Raw genomic sequence first — 26,604 nt, forward strand, 5'->3', positions numbered from 1 at the left:
GCTGACATGACAAGATTTTTTACCAAAAGGTCGGCTTTTCGAAGCCGACCTTTTGTGTTTTACCCAGTTTGATTCTGGCCCATACACCCGTTAACGTCAGGCACCCCAACACAAACCCAACTACCAAAGACTGGCTCATTAGCGACCAATTTACAGCCGCCATTACGAGTAGATTGATACTGACCTGCACCAACGCGTAAAGAGCCGACACCCGCAGATGTGGCCAGTTCCTCTGGTGAACCAGCAACTGAAACAGATGAAGACGGTGCGCCTGCAGAATATTCTGTCGTGAATAGACTCGATAAAGAATGGTCGTTACCGTATCGACGCCGTAAACCGAAAGAAATAGAACAGGCAGATACGTATGACTTCGGTTGATGCATTGCAGAAGGCCGTATAACACCGTAAACCCCATGACAATACTGCCCACGTCGCCCGCAAAGCAGATGGCCTGCCGCCGGGCATTGACGTAGCTAAAAATAAGCAGTGCGATACAAAGGCAAGGAAACAGTGAATCGGCTCCTCCCGGTAAGTGGGTTTGCCAGAACCAAAGCGTCGCTACGGTAACCAGGCTGTAAAAAGCAGTCATCCCGTTGATACCATCCATAAAATTGTAGGCGTTAACGATGCCCACACCCAGCACCAGTAACCCGAAAAGAAACAACCCATGGCTAGACACGTCGCGCTCCTGCATCAATAGCAACCCCACCGATAGCCCATGAACGATCAGGCGAAGGCGTTTGGAAACCGGCGCAACATCGTCCCAGAAACTGACAAGCATCATAGTCGTCAGCCCTACTCCGAGATACAACCGATTCGCTTCATCAAAGATGACAACCCCCATAGCGGCCAGATAAAACACGAAGCCCCCCGCCCGGACAGTCGCGCCGTCTGTATGAGCAGAACGCTCGTTTGGTTTATCGAACAACCCCACCCGACGCGCCAGCAGGATATAAAACGCTTCGGCAGCGATCAGAAAAAGGGTTAAGAAGAAATAATCGGGTAAGCTCATTGCAGCAAATCAAGCACCGGGCGCGGCTGCCAGGCAAGGTGCTGGCGAGCCCGTTCGTCAGAAAAAGTAAGCGTACTCGTTAATTTTTTCAGTGCAATCGAGTCGACCGGAAACCGTCGGCCAATGACAGCATTGATCCCGTTGCCAAGTTGGGCAATGGGTTTCATCAACGGGAGGGGAATGGAAAAAATGGGACTTCTACGGCCAAGTTTTCGGGCCAGCGCGTCTTCCAGTTCGCAAACCGGCGGGTGATACCCATCGGTCAGATTAAACGTACCGCCAAGGCCGCCCGCCCGGGTGAGCACAGCCGCTACATCGTCAGCCCTGACCATACTTCGACGGGCCGAACCGTCGCCAATTCGAATGTAGTAGCCTCGCCGGATAGCCGTTTGCATGGTAGCCAGATTACCGCTGAGTGGTTCAGCAACAACCAATGGCAAACGCAAAATGGTTAACCGGACGTCCGTGCGGGTAGCCCACGCCTGCAAAAGCCGTTCGGCCTCCGCTTTACTCGCACCGTAAGGGTCAGTAGCCAACAAGGGTGTCGTTTCCGGAATCCCTTGCCCAGACGAGCAACCATATACCAGCACCGTACTCAAATAGACAAAAGCCGCTGGCAGAGTGGTTTGCTTTTCCAGGGCACTCAGCAGATTAAGGGTACCCTGTACGTTAACGCGCTGGTAGTCGGGAAGTTCGGTCTTTGTTCGGGCAACGGCATTGGCTTTTCCAGCCGCATGGATAACCAGGTCGAACCGACAGGTCGGTAACTCGGGGACCTGACCCGCCAAATCGCACCGAATATGCTGGGGGCTGCACAGGGTTCGACCAATTGTCGTCATTGACTGCTCCGGCACTAATTGCTGATAGATTCGGCTCCCCACAAACCCGGATGCGCCCGTTAGTAGTATATTCATCGCATTGTTTCGGTCGGTCCATTTGACAGATTCTTCAATTTATCGGGCACCACATCGAGCATTTGCTGAACCATAGACTGGCTGATCGCTTCCCGACGGAAGGTCGCCCGGAAGTCCGTTCTGCTTAAGGTACGATAAGGGATTTCACGAACCTGCCTGACCAAATCGGCAACATCGCCGGGCGCAAATACAATGGCATTGGCCAGGTGTTGACGCACAAACGAAGCCGCATAGCCTGCCACCCCGGCAACAATAGGTTTATCCGTCGCACCGTACTCAAACAGTTTTGAGGGCAGGACCCGCGCAAAAGCCACCAAGTCATTGAGGTGCAAAAATAAGTAATCAGCTTGCTGATAGTGAATACTCAATTCGCTCTGACTTACAGGCGGATACAATTCGACATTTGTAACATTCTCCGCCCGGATCGCGCATTCCAGTTCCTTTTTCGCCCCACCACTACCAAAAATGATGAACCGGTAGCCTTCGCCTAATTGCCGAGCGGACTGCGGGATAATTTTATGCAGTCCCTGCCCCTGTCCAATGTTACCCGCGTAGAAAAGGGTTTTAATGCGCGTAGCCGGTGCAGGCATACTTGGAGGCATGGACAAAAAAACCTCGTCAATCCCGTTTGTAAAATAGCTGTAGCTCGCTTGTCGAAAGGACCGGAAGTAGGATTGAAAACCTTCAGAGATCAGGTTGATGTGGTTGGCGCGGCTGAACGTATACCGTTCAACGGGCCATAATACCATGTTTAACAGGTAACGAACCAGCGGATTTGCGTTCATTTCCAGCATAACCTCCCGAAATAAATCCCGAATATCGAGGTATAATGATGTGGGGTGGCCACTGTAAATTCGGCCGAATCCACGGCGGACCAGTACTGCTCCCAGAAAAGCGGTAAACAAGCGGGACGATGAAGCGACAATCAGATCGTATTTTTGTTGACGGGCCAGTTGATACGCGGCCCGGAAATAGGTCCAGAAGGCGCGCACCTGACCAAGCTGGCCACTTTTGTGCGTCGGAATCTGAATGCGATGAATACTAACCGGGCAGTTGCCATAGTACTGCTCTTCGTACGCCGGAGCAGTTGGTTGGTACGATTGATACCGATTGGGCCGGGTCGTGATGACATGAATGGCATCATCCGAACCAAGCTGATGGGACAACGCCTGCACCAAGGCCGTATTCCGGAAAGAGCCAGGGCCAATGTCTGGTTCAAAATAGAAGGTCAAGTAAAGTACGTTCATTGGACAAGGCGCAGGGTGGTTTCTAAATAGGTGGCAAACTGAATCTCAAGGCATTGGCCGGTACACAACCGATTAAAACCGTCGGCCATGTCGTAGTTTGTGACAGATACCAGCGGTTCGGTTTCTGACGAGACCAATAGCTGCATCGGGCCAATGGTGATTCTGTCACCGGAACGCTGTACCTGAATGTCAGGGTGAATATGAAACCGAGCGGTCCCCGATGGGTTCCGCCGATTTCGGGTAGTCTTCAGGCGGTCGGTAATCAGGAGTCGATCCGGCTCGACAGACCAAGTTCGTTCATGAATGATGCCAAGTCGGCGATACCCATCATGCTGGGCCGTCAGTGTGGTTGGAGTATCGGTCAGGACGTTTGATCGGGCCCGATGGCCCACCCGAAAACCCGCCCACATTTCGGATGAGTTTTCATTGCCTATACTCACCGTATTGTGAGCGACTGTACTACGCTCGTGATCCCGGCGAGGGCCAATCTGATACGTCGATACCCCTTTATCCACAAGCAGCAGAACATTATCCACATGAAGCACGAACGACAGCGTATCGGCGTGGGCATGACCGGGTTGATGATCGGGCCCAACAGGCCCCACGTCAGCGAAGAGTTCGTACCGGGCCGTTCGAACCATGCGGTAGCCACTATCGCTTAGACTGATTTCCTTTTTCGATGTTTGCTGGGCACCCAACACCCCTTCTGCTTTTACCCGAAGCTGAGCGGTTGTGGGTGCCACCCCCATAACCGAGTCATTGACAAGGGGCGTATCGCCGTTGCGGAATGTAATAGCCGTCAGCCAGTTGAGCATTTGGCCCGCTCTATCAGCCAGATGCTCAACGAGTGAGGAGTCCCCATGCCAGGTGTCGTGCTGCAAAGCCAGTAGAACAGTTAACAACCGATCGAGCAGTAACTGATGATACATAGGGCTGCGCTCATCGTGGCCGCCGTCGGTCAAAACCTGCCGATTCAGTTCAGAACAAACAAGCGTTGTCGCCAGTCGAAGCCAGCTTCGTTGCCGGAAATAAAGTGCACCAATGAATAGAGCATAGCCATTTTCCAGCAGATGATTACCGCCGAGATGGTATTCCAGCCGATGACGAACCAACGTAACCTGAGCAAACAGATGGCGGTTAACCGTCGCCTGCCGGATTTGATGTCGACTCAGAAATTGAACCCAATTTATAATCCGCAGCGACGTCGGATACGTTTCCAGACCATCCCGCAACGAACCGGTTTGCCGTATAAAATCCAGAATCAGTCCAAGACCATTATCGGGGTTCATGTCCGGCTGGTTCAGAAAATCGAAGTAATTCAAGTGATAGGTCCAGAGCTTACCGTAATCCATCGTTCCCGTGTACCGGTAATTCCAGTTGATTGGTTTATCACCTGGTGCATAGGATCTGTTGAGCAATGTAAACGTTCCCACCCGCCACGATACAGGCTTATCGGCGTCAGGCATTGTCAGGAAGTGGACCATTGGTGTCATTCCAGGCCAGATCAGCCGAGGCCGGGCACGCAGGCGAATCAGCACCTGAAAGAGCAACTGGCGAATGGTCAGGTGCCTTATCGTTCGCCAGATCAGCCCAGCCTTACGCATTTTCGTCTGGCTTATGCGGTCTCTCCGCCGTTATACTAATATCCGCAACGGTTATAAATCGTTTTTCCCGTAAGCTTTCTAAAGCAGCGAACATCGTTCGTGTGGTGTTGATACTGTCGTCAAACGGAATCAGCGATTGCGCCGGATCAAGCTGGTCATCCGTTTGCCGCTGCCCCGCTCGTACCCGGTTTAGGAATCGCTTCATTTGCTCGACATGTCCCTTATCCTGCCGACCCGACATCCTGGAGAACCCTTTGAATCCGTAGCCGGTCAACGTTCGAAAATTGTCCAGCACCAGCGTTCGATCCTGCGAGTACACCTCTACCCGTTCTTTGGCATAGGCCTTGCTGCCATTGCTGAAGTAATTGATCGTACCCGTGGAGCCGTTTTCGTAACGCAACAGCATCGAGGCTGAATCGCTTGTTTCGGTGGGTTGACTCCCCATCGCGTTCAGGCACACACTCACGACCCGACTTCCCGTCAGGAATGTGATCAGATCGACGAAATGACAGGCTTCGCCCAGAATTCGCCCGCCCCCGATAGCCCGATCGTGTACCCACGACGTAGCCGGAATACAACCCGCGTTGACAGTCGCGACAATATTCATCGGCAAATTGGCCGACTGGTCGCCACCCAGCAGCTTTTTCATTTTTTGCGCATAAGGCGAAAATCGCCGGTTAAACCCAACCATCACCAGCCGACCTGACCGCTGTTGGTGTTCGATCAGCGCGGGTAGTTCGTGCGCGTAAATAGCCAATGGTTTCTCCACAAATACGTGTTTACCGGCTTTCAGTGCGGCAACGGCCAGCCGGGCGTGGCTATCGTGCCGGGTGGTAATCACGCACACATCAATATCAGGGTCATTGAGCAGTTGCTGGTAGTCAGACGTGCTTTGTGCAATGCCGAATTTTCTGGCCAGTACCGTTGCGTTCAGGCCGCCAGCACTGGCAATGGTTTTGACGACTCCCCCGGCGGCTTTCAGAGCAGGCAACAGGATGGCACTCGTGAAGTTTCCGGCGCCAATAACCCCGATGACCCCGCAGCCCGGCTCGTACGCCTGTTCCCGCAACCTAAGTACCGGCGTCGCCTTAGCCTCTTCGGGGTACGTGAGCAGCGAGGCAATCCGCTCCGACGATTGAAGGTTACTGTATATATTTTTGTAATCGGCCAGTGGTACGTTTTCAGTAATAAACGGCGTTACGCGTAACTGACCGGTGGCCAGAAAATGCAGAATTACCTGAAAATTACGGTTCGCCGTCCACCGAACGTGAGCGAGTGGATAGTCCTGCCCTTTCTGTTCATAGGCGTCATCGTAACGACCGGGCCCGTAGGAACGCGCAACCCGAAGACTGACTTCTTTTTCGTACAAATCAGTCCGGCTCACGGTCAAGTCAGCCACACCCACTAGAACAATAGTTCCCTTTTGTCGACTCATACGGGCAGCCTGCGACAGGAGTTTATCGGTCGGAGAAGACGCGGTGATGAGCACCCCATCGGCCCCTACGCCATTGGTCAGCGCCATAACTGCGTTGATCGGCTCCGCTCCCAGCGCCGGGTTGATGACTTTTATTCCACTCTTGGCGGCCAACTGACACTTCGCTTCATTGATCTCCACGCCAATAACCTGACAACCGCTTAGCTGGAGCAGTTCTGCCGTGAGCAACCCAATCAACCCCAACCCAATAACCACTACCGTTTCGCCAGCGACCGGAGCAAGAAGCCGAATACCGTTCAGACCAATAGCCCCCACAACGGTAAAGGTCGCTTCGTTATCGCTTACTGCATCGGGAATGGGCACGACCAGGTTTCGGGGTGCACAAACGACCTCGGCATGGTATCCGTTAGACGCCACCCGGTCGCCAACGCGCAGGTCAGGCACCCCATCGCCCACGGCCAATACAGTTCCAACATTGCAGTACCCCAACGGTATGGGCTGATTCAATTTACGAACGACCGCTTCCAGAGTTGGTCTTAAGCCATCTGACTGAACCTTGTCAAGAACCTGCCTTACCTTATCGGGTTGCTGGCGAATCTTGTCCGGCAGGCTGGCTTTACTGAATTCAACCAGCATTCGTTCCGTGCCCAACGACACCAGCGACCGTCGCGTCTGAATCAACACATGGCCCGGCTGCACCTGGGGCGTTGGTACCTCAACGAGCATCGTTTCCCCGGTCCTGAGGTTCTGAATAAGTTGTTTCATGCCAATCCGTTTGCTGGGTGGGGTTGGATAACAGAGCGTTCGTGTGGCGTAGTCTCCCCTGTCAGCGAAGTCAGTAGGTTCGCAATCCGGTCGGCCGCGTGTCCATCCCATAAAGGCGGAACCTGTCCTATTTTTGCTCGACCATTCAGACTGTCAAGCACCCTTATTAAGGCGGTGTCAGGAGTAAGGTCGGCAATCAGCTGATTCGTGCCCAGGTCAACGGTTACGGGTCGTTCAGTCGAGTTACGAAACGTCAGACAGGGTATATTCAGGTAGGTTGTTTCTTCCTGAACGCCACCCGAATCTGTAATAACGATGGCCGCGTGCTCCATTAAAGTCAGAAATTCCAGGTATCCCTGCGGCCCCAGAAGACGAACGTTTGGCATACTTGACAGACGGCCCATCAGGCCAAAGTGACTCAAGCTGGTTCGGGTACGCGGGTGAAGCGGAAACAGCACCGTTTTATGCTGGGCAATGGTTTGCACCAGCTTCAGCAATTTATTCAGGCCGATTTCCGTATCCACATTGGTCGGCCGGTGCATGGTGAGCAGCACGTACTGTTTGGGACTTATAGCCAGCTCTGCGAGGGTATTCAACTGAGCCGCTTTCCGGCGATACCGAACCAGCGAATCAATCATGACATTACCGACAAAAAATATTTTTTCGGGAGCGATGCCTTCCCGACGGAGATTATCCAGCCCGGCTTGTTCAGTCACGAACAATACATCCGCAAGCCGATCAGTTTCAATCCGATTGAACTCCTCGGGCATCCGGTCATCACCCGACCGCAGACCCGCTTCCACGTGCACCACACGAATACCCCGCTGCACAGCCGCCCGCGCACAGGCCAGTGTGCTGGTCACGTCACCCACCACCAGCACCCAATCGGGCTGTTCGAGACGGAGCACAGCATCAACTTTATTCATCACATCGGCCATCTGCTGAGTCGATGACCCCGGTAAGGCATTCAGAAAATAGTCTGGCTGGGGTAAATCAAGTTGCCGAATAAACACATCACTCAACTGACTATCGTAGTGTTGACCGGTATGAACGATTTTAGACTGGGTATTCGGTTGTCTCAAAAAAGCCCGGTGCAGCGGGGCCACTTTCATGAAATTTGGCCGGGCACCAATAATGTTAAGAATTTTCATCGTACGTGTTAGTCGTTGATTCACTGTCCGCGAATGCCCGTCACCTGAATCGTCGTGTTTGTGTCCAGTGCTTCTTTCGTTTTAAGCATGAGATAACCCGTTTCCCAAATCATTCTGGTACTTTCCCGCTTTGACAAATCCTTCCGCATTAAGTAACTGCCCACAATGGATTGTTGATGACCATGATCTCTGAACCACAGCCGGTGGCGAGTCACCGTGGCCGTATTATCCAGCCTTAACTGCTGAAAATCCGTCAGGCTAGCCAACAGATTTCCTTTATGCACATTCAGCGTTTCCCGAACCCCCTCGAACGTATGTCCTTTGGCCGAGAACGTGATGGTTCCGATGGAGCCATCGGCAAACAGGTATGAGACACTGATATCGCAGTCGGCCCGGTGGGAACGGGCGGGGATAATCTGGACAGGAAACCGATTGATCTCCGGAATCAATCGCAGCGTAAAATCAATCCAATGGCATAAATTACCCAGAATGCGCCCACCCTCTTCTTCGGCAAAGTACCAGTGACCATCGGGGATGGCGTGGCCCGCGACAAACCAGTTGATCATAGTAGGTCCCGTCTGCGCGTCTAACTGTTGTTTTACGATTAGTCCAAGCTTACTTTCCGGCCGATTGAACCCCAATCTAACGCGACCCTTATATGTTTCGATTGCCTCACACAAGCGTGCAAGTTGGTCCTGGTTCACGACAGGCGGCTTTTCTACATGCACTGCTTTGCCCTGCCGGATGGCTGCTATGGCATACTCGGTATGGGATGCATGATTGGAAACAATGTAAATCAGATCAATGTGCGGATCATGGATAAGGTCATCGGCGCAGGTTGTATAATAATCCGCCCCGTACCGTTGCGCCAGCGAAATGGCTTTGTTCAGGTCGGTGTCCATAACACCCCGAATAACCGCGCCGAAGTTTTTATGGATATAGTAAGCCACATTGGCGTAGGCGAACTTGCCGCAACCCACTATACCCACCTGCTTACCGGTTGCTCCGGCAGGTACGGGCAGCGGCAGACGACCTACAAACTCTTTCTTCATATGGTAGTGCGCCTGCACTTTCAGCCAGGTGCGGACAAGGCCAAACAGGCGTACATACCGTACTACTTTTCGAATATTGACGCGGATGGGTTGCCGGGTGTAGTCCATCACGATTCAGGTATGGTTCTCATACGAGCAGCCTGGTAAAAGTCCAACCAGAGAGCAGGGTTGGCGGAGCTGTCATAATCTCGCCGGGCCAGGTAAAGGGCTCGTTCCCGGTAGCGCTCGTACGGGTCGGGCAGCATCGTCAGGAAAGGCTCTATGGCCTGCTGAAGTGAAGCGGGTTCATTGGCTACCCAACGGCCAGCCCCCTCCTGCTCAAGCGCCTGCCAGGGCGTATTACTAGCGGCTATAACCGGTGTTCCCTGCGCCAGCGATTCGATGACCACATTGCCAAAATTTTCGGAATGCGAGGGTAGTACCAACAGGCGGGCATCGGCATACAGTTGATCCTTGCGCTGGCCCTGCACTGAACCAACAAACGATACCTTTCCCGACAGACCTAGCTTTATGACCATTTCTCGCAGTTTCCGGACGTATGCTTTGTGCGTTTCAGGTCCAGCAACGACCAATGTATATTCACTTTCCCGAAACAGCATGGATGCGCCGAGAGCCTCCAGTAACCGATCAACGGCTTTTATGGGATGCAATCGACCCATGAACAAAAGGAAAGGTTGCGCTTTACGACTAGCCAAAGCGGGCAGTTCCATCATTGTTCGGCGCTTCCCGACTCGTGCATCGGGTCCAAAATGTTGCCGGATTTGATTAACCTCTTCGGCACAGGTAGCATGAAACAAAACAGCCGAACGACACCCCTTAAACAGGGTCAGTAATACCCGTTTCAGGCGCGGCCGAAATTGGAGTGCGGCCGGACTCAGTTCGCCGTGTGGCGACCAAACAACGGGTTTATTTAAAAGCTGACACAGAATAATCCAGACAAACGAAGCGGGGTAAAACAGGCTGTTAACATGCACAACGTCAGCTTTTCGGATAGCCAGCCAACCCTGCCAGACATGCTTGACGGGGAAATAGAAATGAGGATTTCGGGTATAAATCACCCGCCCCCCATCCTGCGCTAACCAGCTATCGAGTGGTATCGATGTGGGTACGTTCTCTGAAGTAGCCACCACAGTAACTTCATGGCCGGCCCTGGCCAGCGCTTGGACCTGCCAGTGAACGGTACTGGCCGTTCCACCTGCCTGAGCCGGATAAAAGCGGTCTGCCGATAGGAGTATCTTCATAAAGCAACGGACGAGTTGGCCTGAGTAAGGCGGTACTGTTGCACATATAGCCGTTTGTAGTGGGCAGCAGTCTGACTGATGGTGTATCGTTGAGCGTTTTCCAGCCCTGCGTCGATCAGGCTTTGTCGGTATAGGTCATCCAGAACAATCCGCTCGATACCGGTTCGGATAGCGATTGCATCAGCCGGGTCAACCAGAAGCGCAGCGCCAGCGGCCAACTCCCGCATTGGCGAAACAGCCGATGTGATCACGGCCCGGCCGCTGGCATTCGCTTCGAGAACAGGCATACCAAATCCCTCCTGAATGGATACGAACGTGACGATATCGCTTTCGCGGTACAACTGAGCGACTTGTTCTTTACTCAGACTACCATAGTGTCGGTACTGAATTTGCCGCTGGTGTAATTCAGCCAGTAGCCTGTCGGTCAGTGAACCAACGATTGTGAGTAGACAAGGCATTCCTTCAAGGGCCGCGATCAGGCGAGACAAGTTTTTATGGGGAGCCGTTCCTAGTTGCAGTAATCTCGGCTGCCGGTGCGTAAAGACGCCGGGATGATACGTAAATATGGGATCATAGCCATTGTAGACAACTTGCACCCGGTGCGCGACAGGCCCCATATACCGTATCAGGTCCTGCCTGGTTTTCTCCGAAACAGCCGTCACCACGCCAGCCCGACGAATGGGCAGGTAATACCAGAGTAGCCAGAAAACAGCGTACCGGAGCGGTCGTTTGCGATTGTTCGTCAATAAAAAACAATCGTGAATGGTCAGAACCGTGCGGGATGCGGGTAAGGCCAATGCAGCATAATGCACATCGCCCGTAATGTGAAACAGGTCGGCGGTGAGCCGCTTGGCGAAGCATATATTTTGCCAGACCGTTCGCAGTCCTCGACTCACGTGCGGGAATCGAACGGTCTTCGTCTGTACACCCTGACGCTCCACGTCAACGCGAATAGCATCGAATAGCTGATCGATACTGTGGCCGGTACCGGAGCTCCGAAACAAATATAGAATAGTCATCAGTGGATTATAATTGAATGCCTATGCGCTTTAGCATCCAGAAGAGCAGCGCGATAAAAATGGCATTGTTCAGCAGGCTACCCCAGGTTGAGAGCAGGTCGGTTTCCATCGTCAAACAGCCGATGTACAGCATTGGTAACCAGAGAACAAGTGAGGGAATACGGTCTGCTAGCGACAGAATCCATTGAAAAACCCCGCTCAGTAACGAGCCGTAAAATAAGGCGAAGAGTATACCGCCATAGCCAAAATTCACGTAGCCCTCGCCCAAGGGTGATAGATTGACGCTCGTGTTTTCGGTTTGTCGCAAATTTGTGAAACGCCGTATGTTCTCGTAGCCACCCGTTTGCGGTTTATTCGCCCACAACAGGCGGGGCACAAACGGATGAATCAATGACAGCAGCACATCACCCTGGGCATACTCTTCGTGCAGGGGCACTTTTGTCATGGCGCTTCCAATCATAATGCCCTGATTGAACCGGACAAACGATAAAAAGACATGATCGACGTTTAGCAGTTTTTCCGGATGGGCAAGCCGATCCGCGAGTAGTTCCACCATCAGGCCGGTATTGGCGGTCCGCTCCGCCCGGTTATAGCCCCACGTGTTGTACCGATACTCACCTTTGATTGATTGGATCAGTAGCAGAAAAACGAGAGCGGAACCGATAACGATTACTTTCAATGAACGGGTGATTCGTTCAGGTACGCCGGCCGCCAGAAAGATAACCGCCAGCAGGAGCCAGAAGAATAGCTCACCAAACATACCACTCCAGACCGTATTGACCAGTAAGACTAAGCCCACGATACCGATCACGACAAACCGATAGCTATTTTGGGCATAGTAAACATAGAACGCGCTGATACACAAACAATACGAGGGCATTGTGCCCACTAACGTCGGTGCAGTTGGCACCATCGTTTTCACAGCAAACCCCAGCAAACCAACAAGTAACAAAACAATACCAGTTGTTGGCTTCGTCTGGAGATACGTTGCTACGGCCTGACTATAAGCTACGTGCGGCCGGTCCGATCCACGGTTATCGAACCAGTTTATACCCGTGTAAAAGGCCATAAAAGCCGGTAAAGCATAGCTAAAATAAACGGCTGATTCAATAGGCATCGACGCCGGGAACACCCAGTACGTTACCGCAGGAACCAGCAAAATCTCCAGCGATGCGATGAAACTGATGCAGGGCAACAGAGCGATCGTTTTTCCAATACGCCCCACAAACGTCAGAAACACGTAAACCGATAGCGCCACCGCCAATGCCTCCAGAAGGGCACTGTTCACCAGATAAATAGCTAGTCCGAAAACGCTTACAGCTGGTAACAGGTATTTCATCCGACGGCTAATTTTGTCTCTGTCAAACTGGTCAGCGAAGGCAATCCCAGCAACTGCATCAACTGCCCGACGCGGTGGTCGAAGGTATGCCAGCGCTGAAAATGGATATACTGTCGGGCAGCCAATTCATGACGCTCGTTGGCGTGCGCCAGGTAATACCGGATTTTGTCAATGGCGTCATCAATCGTTCGGAAGGTTACTGCATCAGCCGGTACACCCGTGTATTCCTCAATAGTTGGTTTGTAATCGCACAGTTGAAATCCGCCAATACCATTGATTTCAAAATACTTCTGGTTAACAGAGGTGACTTCGGCATAATGCAGATTATTAAAAACGATTCGGGCGCCATACAGCAACCGGTTTTTCTCCTCCCCCACTAGGTACTGCCGCCGGAAAGCTGACTGTACGGACAGACGGCCATAGGGACCGGGCGTTCCATAAACAGCAACGCTTATGCCGGCCCGGATAAGCTGTTCAAGTATGCGGGTGCGATAGGCGTATAGACTCCCATAAACCAGCACATCAATGTTGGTCTGTTCCTCAGCAACGGCCTTCTCAACAGCTGGTTTCCAATGGATACGCGGGTTAAATCCTTCGGGCAAATAATGAGCCTTTGCCCCTAGTTTGGTCCGTAAAAAATCAACGATGTAGGGCTCTTTCGAGAAATAGCAATCGAAGTCAGCCGCAATTATTTGCTGTTTCTCCAGGTTTGAGAGGGCATCTGGATTCATCTGAACCACGGGCACACCGGGCAAATATTCGTTGATGTTTGCTACGATGACCGGATTCAGATGGCGGTAAACAATGATTACCAGATCGGGCCGAAGCCTGGCAACATTAGCGGCCAATCGAGTGCTCACCAGCCGGTCATACGATTCGTTAAAACGGGCTAGCCAGTAATTCAGGCGGACCGACATGGGCAATACGTCTGTTACATCAATTACCGAAACGGCATGACCCAACGTCCTGAACGAGTCGCCCAGATGGTATTCGAATGAGTCGAACAAGCGACTGCCGACAATGGATACGTTCATGCTATCACCCCGTTCAGAGCCGCCAATAGTCAATTTCATCCTCCTTTTTCACCGAGTATAAACTCTTCAGATCCAGTAGGATAGGTGCACTTTTCATCAGCGATTTAAAGTAGTCTACATCAAGCGTCCGGTAGACATCGTGCCCAACGGCTACGATTACGGCATCATACTGCGTTGAGGGGCTATCGAGCAGGCTCATATTATACGTCTGAGCCACCTCATTGGGCGATGCATACGGGTCAACAACATGCACATTGATGGCAAATTTCATCAGCTCCCGCACCAGGTCAGCTACTTTGGAATTTCGAATATCAGCGATGTTCTCCTTGAACGTCAGCCCCATGACCAGAACTTTCGTTTGGGCCGGATTGGTGTCGCGATGCAGCAGCATCTGCACCAGTTTGGTCGCGACAAACGCGGGCATTCCGTCGTTAATCCGCCGACCGGAATTAATCACCTGCGGATCGTAGCCAAGCTGCCGGGCTTTATAGAGCAGATAATACGGGTCGATACCAATGCAATGGCCACCAACAAGGCCGGGCGTAAAGGGCAAAAAATTCCACTTCGTCGATGCCGCCCTGATAACCTCCTGCGTGTCAATACCCATCTTATCGAAGATGATCGCCAACTCGTTCATAAGCGAGATATTCAGATCACGCTGAACGTTCTCAATTACTTTAGCCGCTTCGGCCACCTTGATGCTGGGTGCCGTGTATATGCCCGCCCGGATAACACAGCCATACACCTCCGCAATGGTCCGCGCAGCTGCCTCATCACTTCCAGAAACGACTTTCAGAATATCCGTCAGCGTTCGCACCTTATCGCCGGGATTAATGCGCTCGGGAGAATAACCCAGCTTAAACTCATTGCCCAGCCTCAAACCAGACTGACGAAGCAGAATAGGTAAACAATCATCTTCCGTACAACCCGGATAGACCGTCGATTCATAAATGACATAGTCTCCCGGCTTCAGCGCCCGCCCAATCAGTTCAGACGCCTGCTGCAACGGCTTGAGATCAGGCACTTTATAATCATCGACCGGCGTAGGCACCGCCACGACAAAAAAATGAGCCTGTCGAAGATCGTCAGGATTGGCCGTAAACGTCACATCAGCCCCATCGAATGCATTGGCTTCGATCTGCTGTGACGGGTCTTCACGTTGTTGCAAACGGCTTACCCGATCGGCATTGGTGTCGAAGCCAACAACCCTAAACTGACGCGCAAAAGCGAGCGCAAGCGGCAGGCCCACGTAGCCCAGGCCGATGACGGCAATTTGTTTTTCTTTTTGTCGAAGTGCGTTCAGCAACGGGTCGGGTTCGTTAAATGGGTGAAATTTTTCTCCGCAGACATAGCTGCCGTTATGGGCTGATTAAATCCGCTTTCCGGATGAGTGCGTATAACGCTCCGGCTACCAGCCCGGCCAGGGCAAAAAGCAAAACAATGAGCATCCGCCGGGGCGATACTCGGTTGAGTGGCACGCCCGGTGGTTCAAGCACTTTAAAGATTGGGGTTCGTGCCTGCACCCTGAGTTTTGACTGTTCAAATTGACGAGACAGTTCGGTATAAACGGTCTGGGCTATGGTCAGTTCAGCTTCCATCAGGTGCAGATTCATGGTTGTGGCCAGCCGCACGACGTTTTTATGGTGGTCGTTGTATTGAAAAACGGCGAGTTGCGCCTTTTGGTACCGGTTGCGGGCCGCGGTCAATTGCCTGGTGTAAAACATCAGGTCCTGCCGGGCTTTCTGCGTGCGGTACGTCGTGACGTAATCGGTTAGGTAATGCATAGCCAGTGCCGCTACGGCTGCCGCCACACTTGCATCAGGCATGGTGGCGGTGATGGTTATAATGCCCGACCGCGTATCGAACCTGGCTTTCACCCGCTCGCCCACTTCCTCGGCAAACTCTTGTTGGCGGGCCGATAAACGCACGGTTCCAACCGATTGTGTTACGGGTAATGAACCTGACTTCTTTTCGTTGCTTACCGACAAAAACGTACGAAAGGACCACCCGCTTTCCGGCAACAGAAACTGGCCAATCGGCTGCGTATAACCGGCTGTCGTGGTAATCGGCTGATCGATAAGGTACAACATGAACGGGGTACTTTGTAACACGTTGGGATACAAGTCAGGCCGAACGGCATCCATCTCTTCAGCATCGGAAAAATCGACCCCGGCAAAACCCGCCATGGATGCCAGCCGCTTAAGTACATCCCCCGACCCATTGTTCATCTCGGGCATCAACCGCGCTTCTGATCTGAACTCCGGCTTCATGATCAGAGCGACAATTATGCCCATTCCAGTAGCCAAAATCGTCGTCCACAGGAGCTTATACCGTACCAGCCAGAGCGTTTGCACAACCACGTTAGCCGGCAAACGCAGCCAGCGATTGGGTAGCAACGTTAATCTTGTTTCGGTCAGTTCGATCATGCAGCGTGTTTAGAATTAGCTTGTTTTCAAAGCCCGGCTTCCGAGAATGACCCTATGACGCTGAAATACATAAAAAGTCTCCCGGAAATTTCAGGAGACTTTTTATATTGATGTTTAAGCAGACGGTGAAGACTACTTACAGACGCTGCATCAGCCGAACAACCATTTCATTTTTCCAGCTAATGAAATCACCCGATTCGATGTGCTGGCGTGCCTGGCGCACCAGCCAAAGGTAAAATGTCAGGTTGTGCAGGCTGGCAATCTGACCGCCCAGCAACTCCTCCGACTTAACTAGGTGACGCAAGTAAGCCTTTGAATAAAAAGTACTGGCGTATCCGCCCAGACCGGCGTCGATAGGACTAAAATCGCGACTCCACTTTTCGTTCTTGATGTTTATGATACCCTCCGTCGTAAACAGCAGGCCATGGCGGGCGTTGCGCGTCGGCATCACACAATCGAACATATCGACGCCCCGTGCAATCGCTTCCAGAATATTGGCGGGAGTTCCTACGCCCATCAGATACCGGGGTTTATCAACTGGCAAAATTTCATTCACCAGGTCAATCATGGCGTACATCTCCTCGGCGGGTTCGCCCACGGCCAAGCCGCCAATGGCGTTCCCTTCACGCTCTTTACTCGCAATCACCTCCGCCGACTGACGGCGCAAATCGGGATAGGTACTCCCCTGCACAATCGGAAACAAAGTTTGTTTGTAGCCATACAAACCTTCCGTCGAATCGAATCGATCAATGCAGCGGCCCAGCCAGCGATGAGTCATCTCCATCGACTGCCGCGCATAACCGTACTCGCAGGGATAGGGTGTACACTCATCGAAAGCCATGATAATATCGGCTCCGATGGTTCGCTGAATATCCATCACTCCTTCGGGCGTAAACATATGTTTGGACCCATCAATGTGTGATTTGAACGTTACCCCTTCTTCTTTAATCTTTCGGGTATTCGACAGTGAGTACACCTGATACCCGCCCGAATCGGTCAGAATAGGGCGACGCCAGCCGTTAAAGCCGTGTAGCCCACCGGCCTGATTGAGCACCTCCAGCCCCGGCCGCATGTATAGATGATAGGTATTACCCAGAATAATTTCGGCGTCGATATCCGTTTCAAGTTCGCGCTGGTGAACCGCTTTCACGGTACCGGCCGTGCCGACGGGCATGAAAATTGGCGTTTGAATGGGTCCGTGATCCGTCATCAGCGTTCCCGTTCGAGCCTTTGACTGTGGGTCGTTGGCAGTAATCGAAAATGTCATAGTGCAAAGATACGCACCCAATTCGTTCAACGTTCGCGGATCTGCTTGCGGCCCCGATGTTGTCGGTACTGGGTCTACGAAACCCTAACCACCAAACAGCCTTCTTTGCGTATCTTTGCGTGATCAATCAAAATCAGCGCATTAGCGAGTAAACGTCTCCCCTTTGTGATTATTATCCTGCTGATAACCTGGCTATTACTAGTCGGCATTCAGCTCATTTACATTTTACTTGTTTATTCAAGAACCGCCTTTCATCGTCAGTCTTTCCCAATCGATCCTACACGATCAGTTCCGTCGGATAAATCTACTGATCTTACCCGGATTGGCGTAACCATTATCGTTTGTGCCCGTAATGAGCTGACCAATCTGACTGAATTATTACCGCTACTGAACGAGCAGCAGTACCCCGAATTCGAGGTGTTAGTCATGGACGATCGCTCAACCGATGGCACGCAGCAATTTCTGGAAAATGACATTGCGGAGTTATCGCAGGTCCGGTTTATCCGAATCGACCGGGAACACGAGCATGTAACGCCCAAGAAATACGCCCTGACCATTGCCCTGAAAAAAGCTACTTACCCCACCGTACTGCTCACCGATGCTGACTGCCGCCCGGCCTCAACCAACTGGCTGGCGGGTATGACAGCTACTTTGCAGGATGATCATAAGGACATTTCCCTGGGTTTTTCTCCCTACGATTATCAACCCGGCTTCCTGAACCTGCTGATTCGGTCAGAGACTCTGATGACAGCCGTGCAGTATTTTTCGCTGGCTCTGGTGGGCAGACCTTACATGGGCGTAGGGCGGAATCTGGCCTACCGAACCAGTGTGTTTTTTGCCAACCGTGGCTTTTACACCCACAAAAATGTAGTTGGTGGCGACGATGATCTATTCATCAACGAGGTAGCGACCGCACGCAATACCGCCGTTTGTCTCGACCCCGATACGTTCATGTGGTCGAAGCCCAAAGAAACCTGGGCCGACTGGCGAACCCAGAAACGGCGTCACCTCAACGTGGGCAAATATTACAAACCCGGTCATACGTTTCGGCTCGGACTACTAACCGGCTCGCACGTCTTGAGTTGGCTACTGGCACTAATAATCGGCCTTGTTTTGCTGGTTCACGAGGTATCACATCATTCATTTACCGACAACGAATGGTTACTTTTGCTGATTGGTACGAGCCTGTTCCTTTTTCGGTCACTTGCTTTCTGGGGCATTGTCGGGCGCATTAGTTACCGGCTCGCGCATACCGTACACTGGGCCCTTATTCCGTTTGTCGACCTGTTACTGGCCGCGTACTACGGCATGGCTGGTATAAAAACGATGTTCAGACGCCGTAAGAAGCGTCTGTATTGGCGCTAGAATTTCCCGGACGGCCACGTCCGGGCTAGAATCCGTTAACAGTACACCCGAACGTGGCCGTCCGGGCTATAGCAATGAATATCGATCTTATTCTGAAATACTTTCCGAACCTAACGGACGAGCAAAAAGAGCGTTTTGCCGCTCTGGACGGTCTATATCGTGAGTGGAACGCACAGATCAACGTTATCTCCCGGCAGGACATTGATGCTTTGTACGAGAAGCATATTCTGCATTCGCTGAGTATTGCCAAAATTGTGTCGTTCAAGCCCGGCACCGAAATTCTGGACGTTGGCACGGGCGGAGGTTTTCCGGGTATTCCGCTAGCCATTCTATTCCCGATGGCCGATTTTCATCTAGTCGACAGCATTGGCAAGAAAATAAAGGTCGTGCAGGAAATAGCGGATGCGCTGGGTCTTAAAAACGTGAAGGCCGAACAGGCTCGCGTCGAACAGCTGAATACAACGTACGATTTTGTGGTGAGCCGGGCCGTTACCCGTCTGAAGCCTTTTCTGGGTTGGATACGCTACAAAATTCACAAGGCAGGTAACAACGACCGGCCAAATGGAGTTTTGTACCTTAAAGGGGGCGACCTGACCGAGGAGCTAGCCGAAGTTCCGGATCGTTACCGCGTGTACGACCTCTCCGACTACTTTGAGGAGCCCTTTTTTGAAACTAAAAAAGTAATCTACATTCCTAAAAAATAACCGGCTTTTTGTAATTTCCTGATTGTCGTGCTTTTACAGACCAGTTTTCTAGAGAAGCAGAATCAATGAAATTACAAAAGTCCCGGTCCAGACATTATGGCAGAGAAATTCCGTTCCAGCAGTTTCAAAGACCCCCTCAACCCCGATGAGGTTGAGTTCAACGACAAGGGAGTCACGTTTCGGGCTCGCAAATTGATTGGTGGAACCGACAACTTCGTATTTTACTCCGATATCTCGGGCGTTGAGATCGAAAATGGCGTTTTCTTTTCAACAATTCGGGTCATTCCACGTGCTCGTCCCGAAATTGTTATCCGAAATTTCTCAAAAGGTGACGCCCGACGCATTAAAGAATTGATTTTGGAGAAAGTCCCCAACAACCGTCCAGATGCTTTCCGCTGAGGGATATCTGATTATCACACGATTGTGAAATAAGTTATTTTTTTTTCGGTTGATACTTGCGCAGTATGGTTCTACGGCCTACTTTTGCACCACGATTCCCGAATAGCTCAGTCGGTTAGAGCATCTGACTGTTAATCAGAGGGTCGCTGGTTCGAGCCCAGCTTCGGGAGCTTTTACAAATACCTGATAACATGTTAGTTATCAGGTATTTTTGTTATCAGCCAGGAAGTTTGCACTTTTTGACTTAAACATTCTGTATTTCCCTCGATGTCTTAACCAAGTGTTTTAGTCAACAGTTGACCTGTTTACCCATTACCAGTAAAGAATAACCGCTGCAATCGCTAGAAATAGTAGAATCTACCATGTGTAGTTAGTTTGATAATCTATCAAACTTTTAGCTGGGCTGTCATCAACGTAGACTTGACTCAACGAATACCTCTCGTACACTGCTACTGTAACCAACAAACCAACCCTTGCTGAGTTGTTTACGTATGAAGTACAGAAAAGAAGAAATGAGTAATGAGTTTACCAAACACCTGTTCGACTTTAAGGGTAAGCTTACCCCTTTTCACATGGTGGTGCATCACTTTACGGACAGGGACAAGGGTGATCCTCACGACCACCCCTTCCGGTTCACGACTCATATCCTCAAAGGCGGCTATATGGAACGGGTTTATCAACTAACTGAAAAAGGGAATTGGCAATATGCCGATGTGTTTCGCGCACCCGCTACAACGCACGTCGTTGAAGCGGGTTGCATCCACGAGTTGATTGACTTACCCAATGGCGAGTGCTGGACGGTGATGATTCCCGAAGAGAAGGTACGGGAACCCAGATTCTGGCGCTTCACCCCGGAAGGTGCTTTTTCGCGAATTTGGAACAAGCGAAAATGGGTCAGGCAGGAGTGATGTTAGAAAACACCGGGTCTGCGCCCCGAGTAGTAATTACCCCTCGCTTTTAACTGAATTCACCGCGTAGGCACTATGAAGGACAGGCAGAACCTGGACTTACGTAGTTAAGAAACTGACTAAAACTAAACAATCGGGCGTTACATAGTGTAAGCTTTCATCTATTGACGTTGATTTAATACTGGATTGGCCTTCACTATTCGTGGTAGAAAATTATTGCTCTTAACGCATATAAATCAACTGGTTTAACGGCAAAACCCATCATCGTACGCTTGGGGTATTTTAGCTGGCCTTACTCAGCTTTAAGGTTGATCAGCGACAGGACTTCAGCAGATGTTTCTTAAATAACTGTTGAGGGTCAGCGGGATACTGCCTACAATAAGTTTCATCAGCAATACAGGTTACTGCGCACAAACATATCCAGTCGAATTGACCTGTTCTTTATTCCGGATGGCCACGACTGTAAACAGGTTTTATCACGTGCGGTAAATTACAGTGGCGCTGCAGCGTTCAAAACAATAATTAGCTTTCCAAGCTTTTGACTAGTGAATGAACGCAAACAGGATTCACTATTTCTTCCAAATTAAAGTAGCCTTCGTGGCGAGCGTTAACCAGGTACGCAATTACTTAACTGGTTCTCTTGCATGCCTAGTTGGCTAGAGTAGTTGGCCAGAGATAACACTAATTAATTTTTGAGATGAACCAACCGCAAAGCGAAAAAGAAAAAGTCACCAGTCAAATAGCGTACTATGATGATCTGACTGCCACTTACATTGATGTGATCGAACGCCTTAACGAGAACGGCACCACAGACGAAGCCAAGATTTTGATCGGATTGGCTAACGAAAGCATACAGCATTGTCAGGATAAACGGGCTATCTTGATCAGCCATCTGAACACGCTTTCCGAGTAGGTGTTCGCACACGCAACAACACACCTACTTAGTGGAAATGAGTAATTTCTGCCCGTTTTGACCTTGTAACTTACCAGACAAAACTGGTTCTCGGTTTTCAATTAGGCGTTGGTTCCCTACATCAAAGGAAGCTCTGTTATTAAAAACAATAAGCCGTCGTTACAGTAACGTATTGCTCATTGTGGCGCATACTGGTAGCCTCTTTCGTTTTTAGCGAATACACCAATTGAGCAGTCCACCGGTTTTGCGCGTAAGCAATGCCAACATCGTGCTGGTATACCCAGGGTTCAGTAGACGATAAAATTGACCCTGTATTGGATCCTAAAAGCCGCCCCTCAACGGTCGCGTTAAAGACCTGATATTGGTAAGTCGGGTGAAAGAAACCATACAATTCTACAGCTTTACGGCGGGTTGAGGATTGCCGGTCCAGTCGAGCATCGTAAAGAGCTGATTGCGCTGGTCGCGCGAAGCGCCCCCATTGAAACAGCAGCCCCACTGAACCATTCGTGAACGTGTTTCCCAAGTTCATTTGGGCTGTACTGTGCAGATCAAACCACTTTCTGGATCGGCCAGCGGGCATTAATTCGTGCCAATACTGAGCTTGCAGGTTCACGCCTGCTTCGTTCTTCACCTGATACGACCAAAGCTGGGGTATATAAATTGCAAATGTCCTGTGAATTAATACCTGAGTTTGCTGAGCCAGGGATGCGGGACCGACCACACCCAACGAAACACTGGTACGTAAAACGTGGCCCCTTCTGTAGAAAAAAGTCATTCCTTTTTCAATGAACAGGTAGCCCGCAAAAGGCCGGTCAATTTGATCGACGATCGAATTCTGAATTGATTCGGGCGTAAACATCATTTGCCCAACCTGGTAATAAGCCGCAATTTTGGTCAGCTTACGTACTGAGTCAGTTACCACTTTGAGGTGAGGCAAATAATTGACGCGAATGAATAAACCATTTGTGTAATAGCCATCGTGAAGGTTAAGGCAATAATTGTCATTGGCTGAAGCAATCTTTACTTCGTAGAGCTGCTGACCGTGTAGGTTGCCGATAGACAGGATCAGTATTATACTACAGATGATCCGCCCAAGCCAACGTGAAGAATAAATTTCTGAGTAATCTTCTTGTCTAAACAACAGGTTCAGGAAACTACCGCATAACCTGGTTCCGCCGGGGTCAGTACAGCCTATCGATAGCTTCATTTTCAAAAAACCGTGTAATTGAAGTAGAGTAATTAGGTTAGCAGATGAGCCGATAAATTACTTATCTGTATATAATCCACAATTAAGTATAAACTAAATACTTATTCGAGCAGGAATTGTTTTCCATACGTGATCGAATCATTCAACTAAGCTACCCTACTGGTAACATTTGTTTTAGCATCTGGCATGGACTCTGCTGGTTATTGGCCGGATGCGCTCAACAGAACAACAACCGAAGAAACCTTCTTACAATCGTGGTACAACGAGGAGATAACCGGCGAAGTGAATCATGTTCATAAATTCCGATCGGAAATGGTTTGGTTCGGCATTGCGGAACCAATGGTATGTGCAGATGACGTGTAAAATAAGATACTGTATCCCCTATAGAAAGTGGATTCGCTCCTCTTCCAGATCCAATCGCAGCAGGTGCTTCCGGATAACTTCCTCGCTCGTAGCCGGGTCACTGTTCCACTCCCGCAACCACTGCCGCTGCTGATCAAGCAGTTGCAAGTAAATTTGTTTATGGTCAGAGGTTTGCAATTTATCATCGAGCAGTTGATTACTGTCTTCCCACTTTCTTATAAGTTGTTGAAAGGCCGGGTGTTTGTTTTCCTGCTCAGCATACTGGCTTTGGAGATGAGCTAGACTAGCCTGTGCCAGTTTCTGGTACATCTGATGATAGTCCTCTTCTTCGGGTAGCCGACGGTCGAAATCTGGCAGGTTAAATTGCCGGATCAGGTAAGGAAGCGTCAGACCCTGTAGCACCAAGGTCGATAAGATGACAACAAAGGTGATGAACAGAATCAGATTACGCTGGGGGAACACCACTCCATTACTAAGCTGAACAGGGATTGACAAAGCGGCTGCCAAAGAAACCACTCCCCGCATACCCGCCCAGCCTAACAGAAAGGGACCTTTGACACCGGGATAACGATCATCAGCTACGGTGATAAAGTTCCGGGCAATCATCGTTACAACGATAGCCCCGTAGGCCGATAACAATCGGATTAGGATCAGCACCAGCGTAACGAGTAAACCATAACCAACCGCAGAAGGAAGGCTTACGCCATCTAGGTCCGTTGTGATTTGGGGCAGATCTAACCCGATCAGGATGAACACCAATCCGTTCAGAATAAAACTGATCGATTCCCATACGTTGACCGCTCGCAGACGGCTGGTCGCATTCAGAAACAGGTGTCTGCGCTGGGCCAGAAACAACCCCCCACTAACCACGCTTAACACCCCTGAACTATGTACCGACTCAGCGACGATGTACATCGTATACGGAGCGACCAGCGTTAACACCAGATCCGTATTGGTATCGCCCGGCAGCAGCCTGTGCAGTTTAAAAAAAACAAAGGCAACGGCCAACCCAATACTCACCCCACCCAACACCATCCAGCTGAAACTAGAGGCTGCATCCGCAAAAATGAACTGACCCGTACTGACCGCAGTCAGGGCAAACTGAAAGATGATCAGACTGGATGCATCGTTAAGCAGGCTTTCCCCTTCCAGAATCGACTCCATCCGCTTGGGCACTTTAACAAACTTCAGAATAGCTCCGGTACTCACCGCATCGGGTGGCGAAACAATGCCTCCCAACAGAAACCCCAGGGCCAGTGTAAAACCGGGTATAAATTTGCTGGAGACCCAAGCCACTGCCAATGAGGTCAGGAAGACAATCAGGAAAGCAAAGCTGCTAACAATGCGTCTCCACTTCCATAGTTCTTTCCAGGAAATAGCCCAGGCTGCCTCGTATAGCAATGGCGGTAAGAAGATAATAAAGATGAGTTCAGGATCGATCTGAACGGTTGGCAAACTAGGCACGAAGCTGATTACTAAACCAGCCAGTACCAGCAAAATGGGATACGCCACCCTGATCTTGTTGGCCAGCATGATTAATAACACAATGGTTACAATAAGCGCCAGATAATAGGGAAACAAGTCAAGCATACAGAACGGTCATAATTCAATTTTCACTTAAAGCTAAAAAGTAAATAGTTGACTGCGATTATGAAAAGCCCTAAAGTTCCTACTACCCTTACTGGTTCATTAATTTGTCAGGCTGGATCAAACGGAAATCACAAACAGGTAGAGTAAAAAAACACCTTGAATGAAGCTGGTATGCAGTTTCACTCACCCGTCTGAAAACTCTATCAGCATCGGATAGCCAATGCTTTTTCTATAATATACGTTTGTGCCCGGACCTAACTCAGCATGCCGTAGAAGCATAAAAAATCCCGTCATAGGGTCTATATACACCAATAACGAGTTAATATATATCAATCACCTACTTAAACACATTAACGGCTCTTTTAGTAATACGATTTCAACTGGTTCTAGCTTTTCAACCAAGCTATTGGATAAAATTTTGCACTGCTGAATAGGGTATCTAAAGTCTGATTTGAACATTTACAAATATGATGAGTAGAAGTGATTTAGTTCTTCTGATTCGAGTTACTGAAAATCAGATTGAATCGCAAGATGTTCTGATTGCGCTGTTGAGACAAGGTAGATGACCTTTTTATCCATACATAAAGTTTACTATGAATAGCAGAAAGTACATCATTATCGACGATACCGATTCTGATGCTCTACACGTGAGGGATCAACTGGAAAAACTTCCTTTCCTCAATCTGGCCGGAATTTGTTCTAGCGTGGAGAAAGCCACGGAGTTACTATCTCAGGAAGTAATTGATCTGATTCTACTCGACATCAATTTGGCAGATCAGTCTGGGCTAACACTATTAAAACTTGGCATACCATTACCTCCGGTTATTATCGTTACGGCCTTTCCTGATTTTGCGCTCGAAAGCTATGAAATTGGGAAAGCATCGGATTACCTCTTAAAGCCGTATACTTTTGAGCGGCTGTTGATAGCCGTAAATCGCGCAATAAACTTACAGGTTTCGGCAACCAGCATTGCTGACCCTAACTACATCTTCCTGAAAATGGGCAGGAAAATACAGCGATTTGATTACCAGACTTTGGATTTCGTCGAAGGCTACGGATTGTACTCTAAAATAGTTACGGGAACCCAAACGCATGTCGTTAATGAACGGCTGGCTTCGCTAACTGAACTATTGCCCTCCCGTTTCTTTTTACGGGTTCACAAATCCTACATTATTAACATCACAAAGATTACCAGTTTTGACCGCAACACCTTGTGGGTAAACAACCATAAAATACCAATTGGCATTTCGTATCGCCCTAAACTAGATGGTTTGCTACGCCTTTTCAACAACGGTGATTCCAGCCTTTGATCCTAAAATAGCCCTGACAATCTAAACACGTTTCTAGATTGTCAGGGCTATTTTAGTTGATCAAGTTTTCGGGCATTCAGATTACTAGAGGCCTTTTCTGACTAATCAGCTAGAAATACCTCGGCGTCAGAATACGATTCTTGCCGAAGCCGAACTCGTACCGAATCATCACCTCGTGCGAACTCGGCGCTACGCTCTGCAACTGGCTCAGCGTCCGATCATACGCATACCCGAACCGAAGCTGATCCGTCAGCTGGACCTCCAGCAAACCCACCACCGCATCGGTGGTGTAACTCGTCCAGCTCGAAAACTGGTGACGCCGGAGCGACGTGCCCACCG

The 26,604-nt window shown here is 50.2% G+C and carries 23 protein-coding genes and 1 tRNA gene; 7 read left to right on the plus strand and 17 right to left on the minus strand.

Annotation, left to right across the window (positions count from 1 at the left end; all coding sequences use genetic code 11):
• Nucleotides 1–19: 19 nt before the first annotated feature.
• From ACYU87_RS08415 to tgt, 14 genes are all read right to left on the minus strand, one after another.
• Entirely contained in the window at nt 20–1,012 is a 993-nt protein-coding gene (locus ACYU87_RS08415) for an MraY family glycosyltransferase (protein ID WP_461133581.1), read from the minus strand.
• Nucleotides 1,009–1,926, minus strand: a complete 918-nt coding sequence (locus ACYU87_RS08420) for an NAD-dependent epimerase/dehydratase family protein (protein WP_461133582.1) — start codon at nt 1,924–1,926, stop codon at nt 1,009–1,011. The genes ACYU87_RS08415 and ACYU87_RS08420 overlap by 4 nt, the downstream gene beginning before the upstream one ends.
• Nucleotides 1,923–3,173: a glycosyltransferase family 4 protein gene (locus ACYU87_RS08425; RefSeq protein ID WP_461133583.1), complete on the minus strand. Its 1,251-nt coding sequence runs from the start codon at nt 3,171–3,173 to the stop codon at nt 1,923–1,925. The genes ACYU87_RS08420 and ACYU87_RS08425 overlap by 4 nt, the downstream gene beginning before the upstream one ends.
• The gene (locus ACYU87_RS08430; protein ID WP_461133584.1) at nt 3,170–4,777 is read right to left on the minus strand and encodes a heparinase II/III domain-containing protein; all 1,608 of its coding nucleotides are present in this window, start codon (nt 4,775–4,777) and stop codon (nt 3,170–3,172) included. Before ACYU87_RS08430 ends, ACYU87_RS08425 begins: the two co-directional genes overlap by 4 nt.
• Nucleotides 4,770–6,977 carry a bi-domain-containing oxidoreductase gene (locus ACYU87_RS08435; RefSeq protein WP_461133585.1) on the minus strand — a complete coding sequence of 736 codons (2,208 nt, stop codon included), beginning with the start codon at nt 6,975–6,977 and terminating at the stop codon, nt 4,770–4,772. Before ACYU87_RS08435 ends, ACYU87_RS08430 begins: the two co-directional genes overlap by 8 nt.
• Nucleotides 6,974–8,128, minus strand: coding sequence for a non-hydrolyzing UDP-N-acetylglucosamine 2-epimerase (wecB, locus tag ACYU87_RS08440; RefSeq protein WP_461133586.1), 1,155 nt, complete (start codon nt 8,126–8,128; stop codon nt 6,974–6,976). Before wecB ends, ACYU87_RS08435 begins: the two co-directional genes overlap by 4 nt.
• 20 nt (nt 8,129–8,148) lie before the next feature.
• Nucleotides 8,149–9,288 carry a Gfo/Idh/MocA family protein gene (locus tag ACYU87_RS08445; protein WP_461133642.1) on the minus strand — a complete coding sequence of 380 codons (1,140 nt, stop codon included), beginning with the start codon at nt 9,286–9,288 and terminating at the stop codon, nt 8,149–8,151.
• Nucleotides 9,288–10,421 (minus strand): glycosyltransferase, encoded by a 1,134-nt coding sequence (locus ACYU87_RS08450; RefSeq protein ID WP_461133587.1) that lies wholly within the window; start codon nt 10,419–10,421, stop codon nt 9,288–9,290. Before ACYU87_RS08450 ends, ACYU87_RS08445 begins: the two co-directional genes overlap by 1 nt.
• Entirely contained in the window at nt 10,418–11,440 is a 1,023-nt protein-coding gene (locus tag ACYU87_RS08455; RefSeq protein WP_461133588.1) for a glycosyltransferase family 4 protein, read from the minus strand. The genes ACYU87_RS08450 and ACYU87_RS08455 overlap by 4 nt, the downstream gene beginning before the upstream one ends.
• Nucleotides 11,441–11,447: 7 nt before the next feature.
• Nucleotides 11,448–12,779 carry a hypothetical protein gene (locus ACYU87_RS08460; protein WP_461133589.1) on the minus strand — a complete coding sequence of 444 codons (1,332 nt, stop codon included), beginning with the start codon at nt 12,777–12,779 and terminating at the stop codon, nt 11,448–11,450.
• Complete coding sequence (locus tag ACYU87_RS08465) at nt 12,776–13,852, minus strand: CgeB family protein (RefSeq protein ID WP_461133590.1); 1,077 nt, start codon at nt 13,850–13,852, stop codon at nt 12,776–12,778. Before ACYU87_RS08465 ends, ACYU87_RS08460 begins: the two co-directional genes overlap by 4 nt.
• On the minus strand, nt 13,827–15,119 hold the full coding sequence (locus ACYU87_RS08470) for a nucleotide sugar dehydrogenase (protein ID WP_461133591.1): 1,293 nt from the start codon (nt 15,117–15,119) through the stop codon (nt 13,827–13,829). The genes ACYU87_RS08465 and ACYU87_RS08470 overlap by 26 nt, the downstream gene beginning before the upstream one ends.
• 52 nt (nt 15,120–15,171) lie before the next feature.
• On the minus strand, nt 15,172–16,239 hold the full coding sequence (locus tag ACYU87_RS08475) for a GNVR domain-containing protein (protein WP_461133592.1): 1,068 nt from the start codon (nt 16,237–16,239) through the stop codon (nt 15,172–15,174).
• A gap of 136 nt (nt 16,240–16,375) precedes the next feature.
• Nucleotides 16,376–17,506, minus strand: coding sequence for a tRNA guanosine(34) transglycosylase Tgt (gene tgt, locus ACYU87_RS08480; protein ID WP_461133593.1), 1,131 nt, complete (start codon nt 17,504–17,506; stop codon nt 16,376–16,378).
• A 165-nt stretch (nt 17,507–17,671) separates the two neighbouring features.
• On the opposite strand from tgt, the gene ACYU87_RS08485 reads away from it, so the two are divergent.
• The 6 genes from ACYU87_RS08485 (at nt 17,672) to ACYU87_RS08510 (ending at nt 21,795) form a co-directional block, all read left to right on the plus strand.
• The gene (locus tag ACYU87_RS08485; protein ID WP_461133594.1) at nt 17,672–18,871 is read left to right on the plus strand and encodes a glycosyltransferase; all 1,200 of its coding nucleotides are present in this window, start codon (nt 17,672–17,674) and stop codon (nt 18,869–18,871) included.
• Between the two features lie 74 nt (nt 18,872–18,945).
• A complete protein-coding gene (gene rsmG, locus ACYU87_RS08490; RefSeq protein ID WP_461133595.1) occupies nt 18,946–19,575 on the plus strand; it encodes a 16S rRNA (guanine(527)-N(7))-methyltransferase RsmG in 630 nt (209 codons plus the stop codon).
• A gap of 96 nt (nt 19,576–19,671) precedes the next feature.
• Nucleotides 19,672–19,974: a hypothetical protein gene (locus ACYU87_RS08495; protein WP_461133596.1), complete on the plus strand. Its 303-nt coding sequence runs from the start codon at nt 19,672–19,674 to the stop codon at nt 19,972–19,974.
• Nucleotides 19,975–20,070: 96 nt separating this feature from the next.
• Nucleotides 20,071–20,144 (plus strand) — tRNA-Asn (locus ACYU87_RS08500).
• Between the two features lie 321 nt (nt 20,145–20,465).
• Complete coding sequence (locus ACYU87_RS08505) at nt 20,466–20,882, plus strand: hypothetical protein (protein ID WP_461133597.1); 417 nt, start codon at nt 20,466–20,468, stop codon at nt 20,880–20,882.
• Nucleotides 20,883–21,579: 697 nt separating this feature from the next.
• Entirely contained in the window at nt 21,580–21,795 is a 216-nt protein-coding gene (locus ACYU87_RS08510; RefSeq protein ID WP_461133598.1) for a hypothetical protein, read from the plus strand.
• Between the two features lie 139 nt (nt 21,796–21,934).
• On the opposite strand, the gene ACYU87_RS08515 is transcribed toward ACYU87_RS08510, so the two are convergent.
• Together ACYU87_RS08515 and ACYU87_RS08520 are read right to left on the minus strand one after the other, a co-directional pair.
• Entirely contained in the window at nt 21,935–23,002 is a 1,068-nt protein-coding gene (locus tag ACYU87_RS08515; protein ID WP_461133599.1) for a lipid A deacylase LpxR family protein, read from the minus strand.
• A 381-nt stretch (nt 23,003–23,383) separates the two neighbouring features.
• A complete protein-coding gene (locus tag ACYU87_RS08520) occupies nt 23,384–24,955 on the minus strand; it encodes a Na+/H+ antiporter (protein WP_461133600.1) in 1,572 nt (523 codons plus the stop codon).
• A gap of 593 nt (nt 24,956–25,548) precedes the next feature.
• On the opposite strand from ACYU87_RS08520, the gene ACYU87_RS08525 reads away from it, so the two are divergent.
• Nucleotides 25,549–26,265, plus strand: coding sequence for a LytR/AlgR family response regulator transcription factor (locus ACYU87_RS08525; protein ID WP_461133601.1), 717 nt, complete (start codon nt 25,549–25,551; stop codon nt 26,263–26,265).
• A 109-nt stretch (nt 26,266–26,374) separates the two neighbouring features.
• Here ACYU87_RS08525 and ACYU87_RS08530 read toward each other — a convergent pair.
• On the minus strand, nt 26,375–26,604 hold a 230-nt coding region (locus ACYU87_RS08530; RefSeq protein ID WP_461133602.1), incomplete at its 5' end, for a type IX secretion system membrane protein PorP/SprF.

The organism is Spirosoma lituiforme, from assembly GCF_054776635.1.

What these genes read in the sequence shown, in the direction of transcription:
- ACYU87_RS08415 (WP_461133581.1), bottom strand. Translation starts at nt 1,012, where the DNA reads ATGAGCTTACCCGATTATTTCTTCTTAACCCTTTTTCTGATCGCTGCC.
- ACYU87_RS08420 (WP_461133582.1), bottom strand. Translation starts at nt 1,926, where the DNA reads ATGAATATACTACTAACGGGCGCATCCGGGTTTGTGGGGAGCCGAATC.
- ACYU87_RS08425 (WP_461133583.1), bottom strand. Translation starts at nt 3,173, where the DNA reads ATGAACGTACTTTACTTGACCTTCTATTTTGAACCAGACATTGGCCCT.
- ACYU87_RS08430 (WP_461133584.1), bottom strand. Translation starts at nt 4,777, where the DNA reads ATGCGTAAGGCTGGGCTGATCTGGCGAACGATAAGGCACCTGACCATT.
- ACYU87_RS08435 (WP_461133585.1), bottom strand. Translation starts at nt 6,977, where the DNA reads ATGAAACAACTTATTCAGAACCTCAGGACCGGGGAAACGATGCTCGTT.
- wecB (WP_461133586.1), bottom strand. Translation starts at nt 8,128, where the DNA reads ATGAAAATTCTTAACATTATTGGTGCCCGGCCAAATTTCATGAAAGTG.
- ACYU87_RS08445 (WP_461133642.1), bottom strand. Translation starts at nt 9,288, where the DNA reads ATGGACTACACCCGGCAACCCATCCGCGTCAATATTCGAAAAGTAGTA.
- ACYU87_RS08450 (WP_461133587.1), bottom strand. Translation starts at nt 10,421, where the DNA reads ATGAAGATACTCCTATCGGCAGACCGCTTTTATCCGGCTCAGGCAGGT.
- ACYU87_RS08455 (WP_461133588.1), bottom strand. Translation starts at nt 11,440, where the DNA reads ATGACTATTCTATATTTGTTTCGGAGCTCCGGTACCGGCCACAGTATC.
- ACYU87_RS08460 (WP_461133589.1), bottom strand. Translation starts at nt 12,779, where the DNA reads ATGAAATACCTGTTACCAGCTGTAAGCGTTTTCGGACTAGCTATTTAT.
- ACYU87_RS08465 (WP_461133590.1), bottom strand. Translation starts at nt 13,852, where the DNA reads ATGAAATTGACTATTGGCGGCTCTGAACGGGGTGATAGCATGAACGTA.
- ACYU87_RS08475 (WP_461133592.1), bottom strand. Translation starts at nt 16,239, where the DNA reads ATGATCGAACTGACCGAAACAAGATTAACGTTGCTACCCAATCGCTGG.
- tgt (WP_461133593.1), bottom strand. Translation starts at nt 17,506, where the DNA reads ATGACATTTTCGATTACTGCCAACGACCCACAGTCAAAGGCTCGAACG.
- rsmG (WP_461133595.1), top strand. Translation starts at nt 18,946, where the DNA reads ATGAATATCGATCTTATTCTGAAATACTTTCCGAACCTAACGGACGAG.
- ACYU87_RS08495 (WP_461133596.1), top strand. Translation starts at nt 19,672, where the DNA reads ATGGCAGAGAAATTCCGTTCCAGCAGTTTCAAAGACCCCCTCAACCCC.
- ACYU87_RS08505 (WP_461133597.1), top strand. Translation starts at nt 20,466, where the DNA reads ATGAAGTACAGAAAAGAAGAAATGAGTAATGAGTTTACCAAACACCTG.
- ACYU87_RS08510 (WP_461133598.1), top strand. Translation starts at nt 21,580, where the DNA reads ATGAACCAACCGCAAAGCGAAAAAGAAAAAGTCACCAGTCAAATAGCG.
- ACYU87_RS08515 (WP_461133599.1), bottom strand. Translation starts at nt 23,002, where the DNA reads ATGAAGCTATCGATAGGCTGTACTGACCCCGGCGGAACCAGGTTATGC.
- ACYU87_RS08520 (WP_461133600.1), bottom strand. Translation starts at nt 24,955, where the DNA reads ATGCTTGACTTGTTTCCCTATTATCTGGCGCTTATTGTAACCATTGTG.
- ACYU87_RS08525 (WP_461133601.1), top strand. Translation starts at nt 25,549, where the DNA reads ATGAATAGCAGAAAGTACATCATTATCGACGATACCGATTCTGATGCT.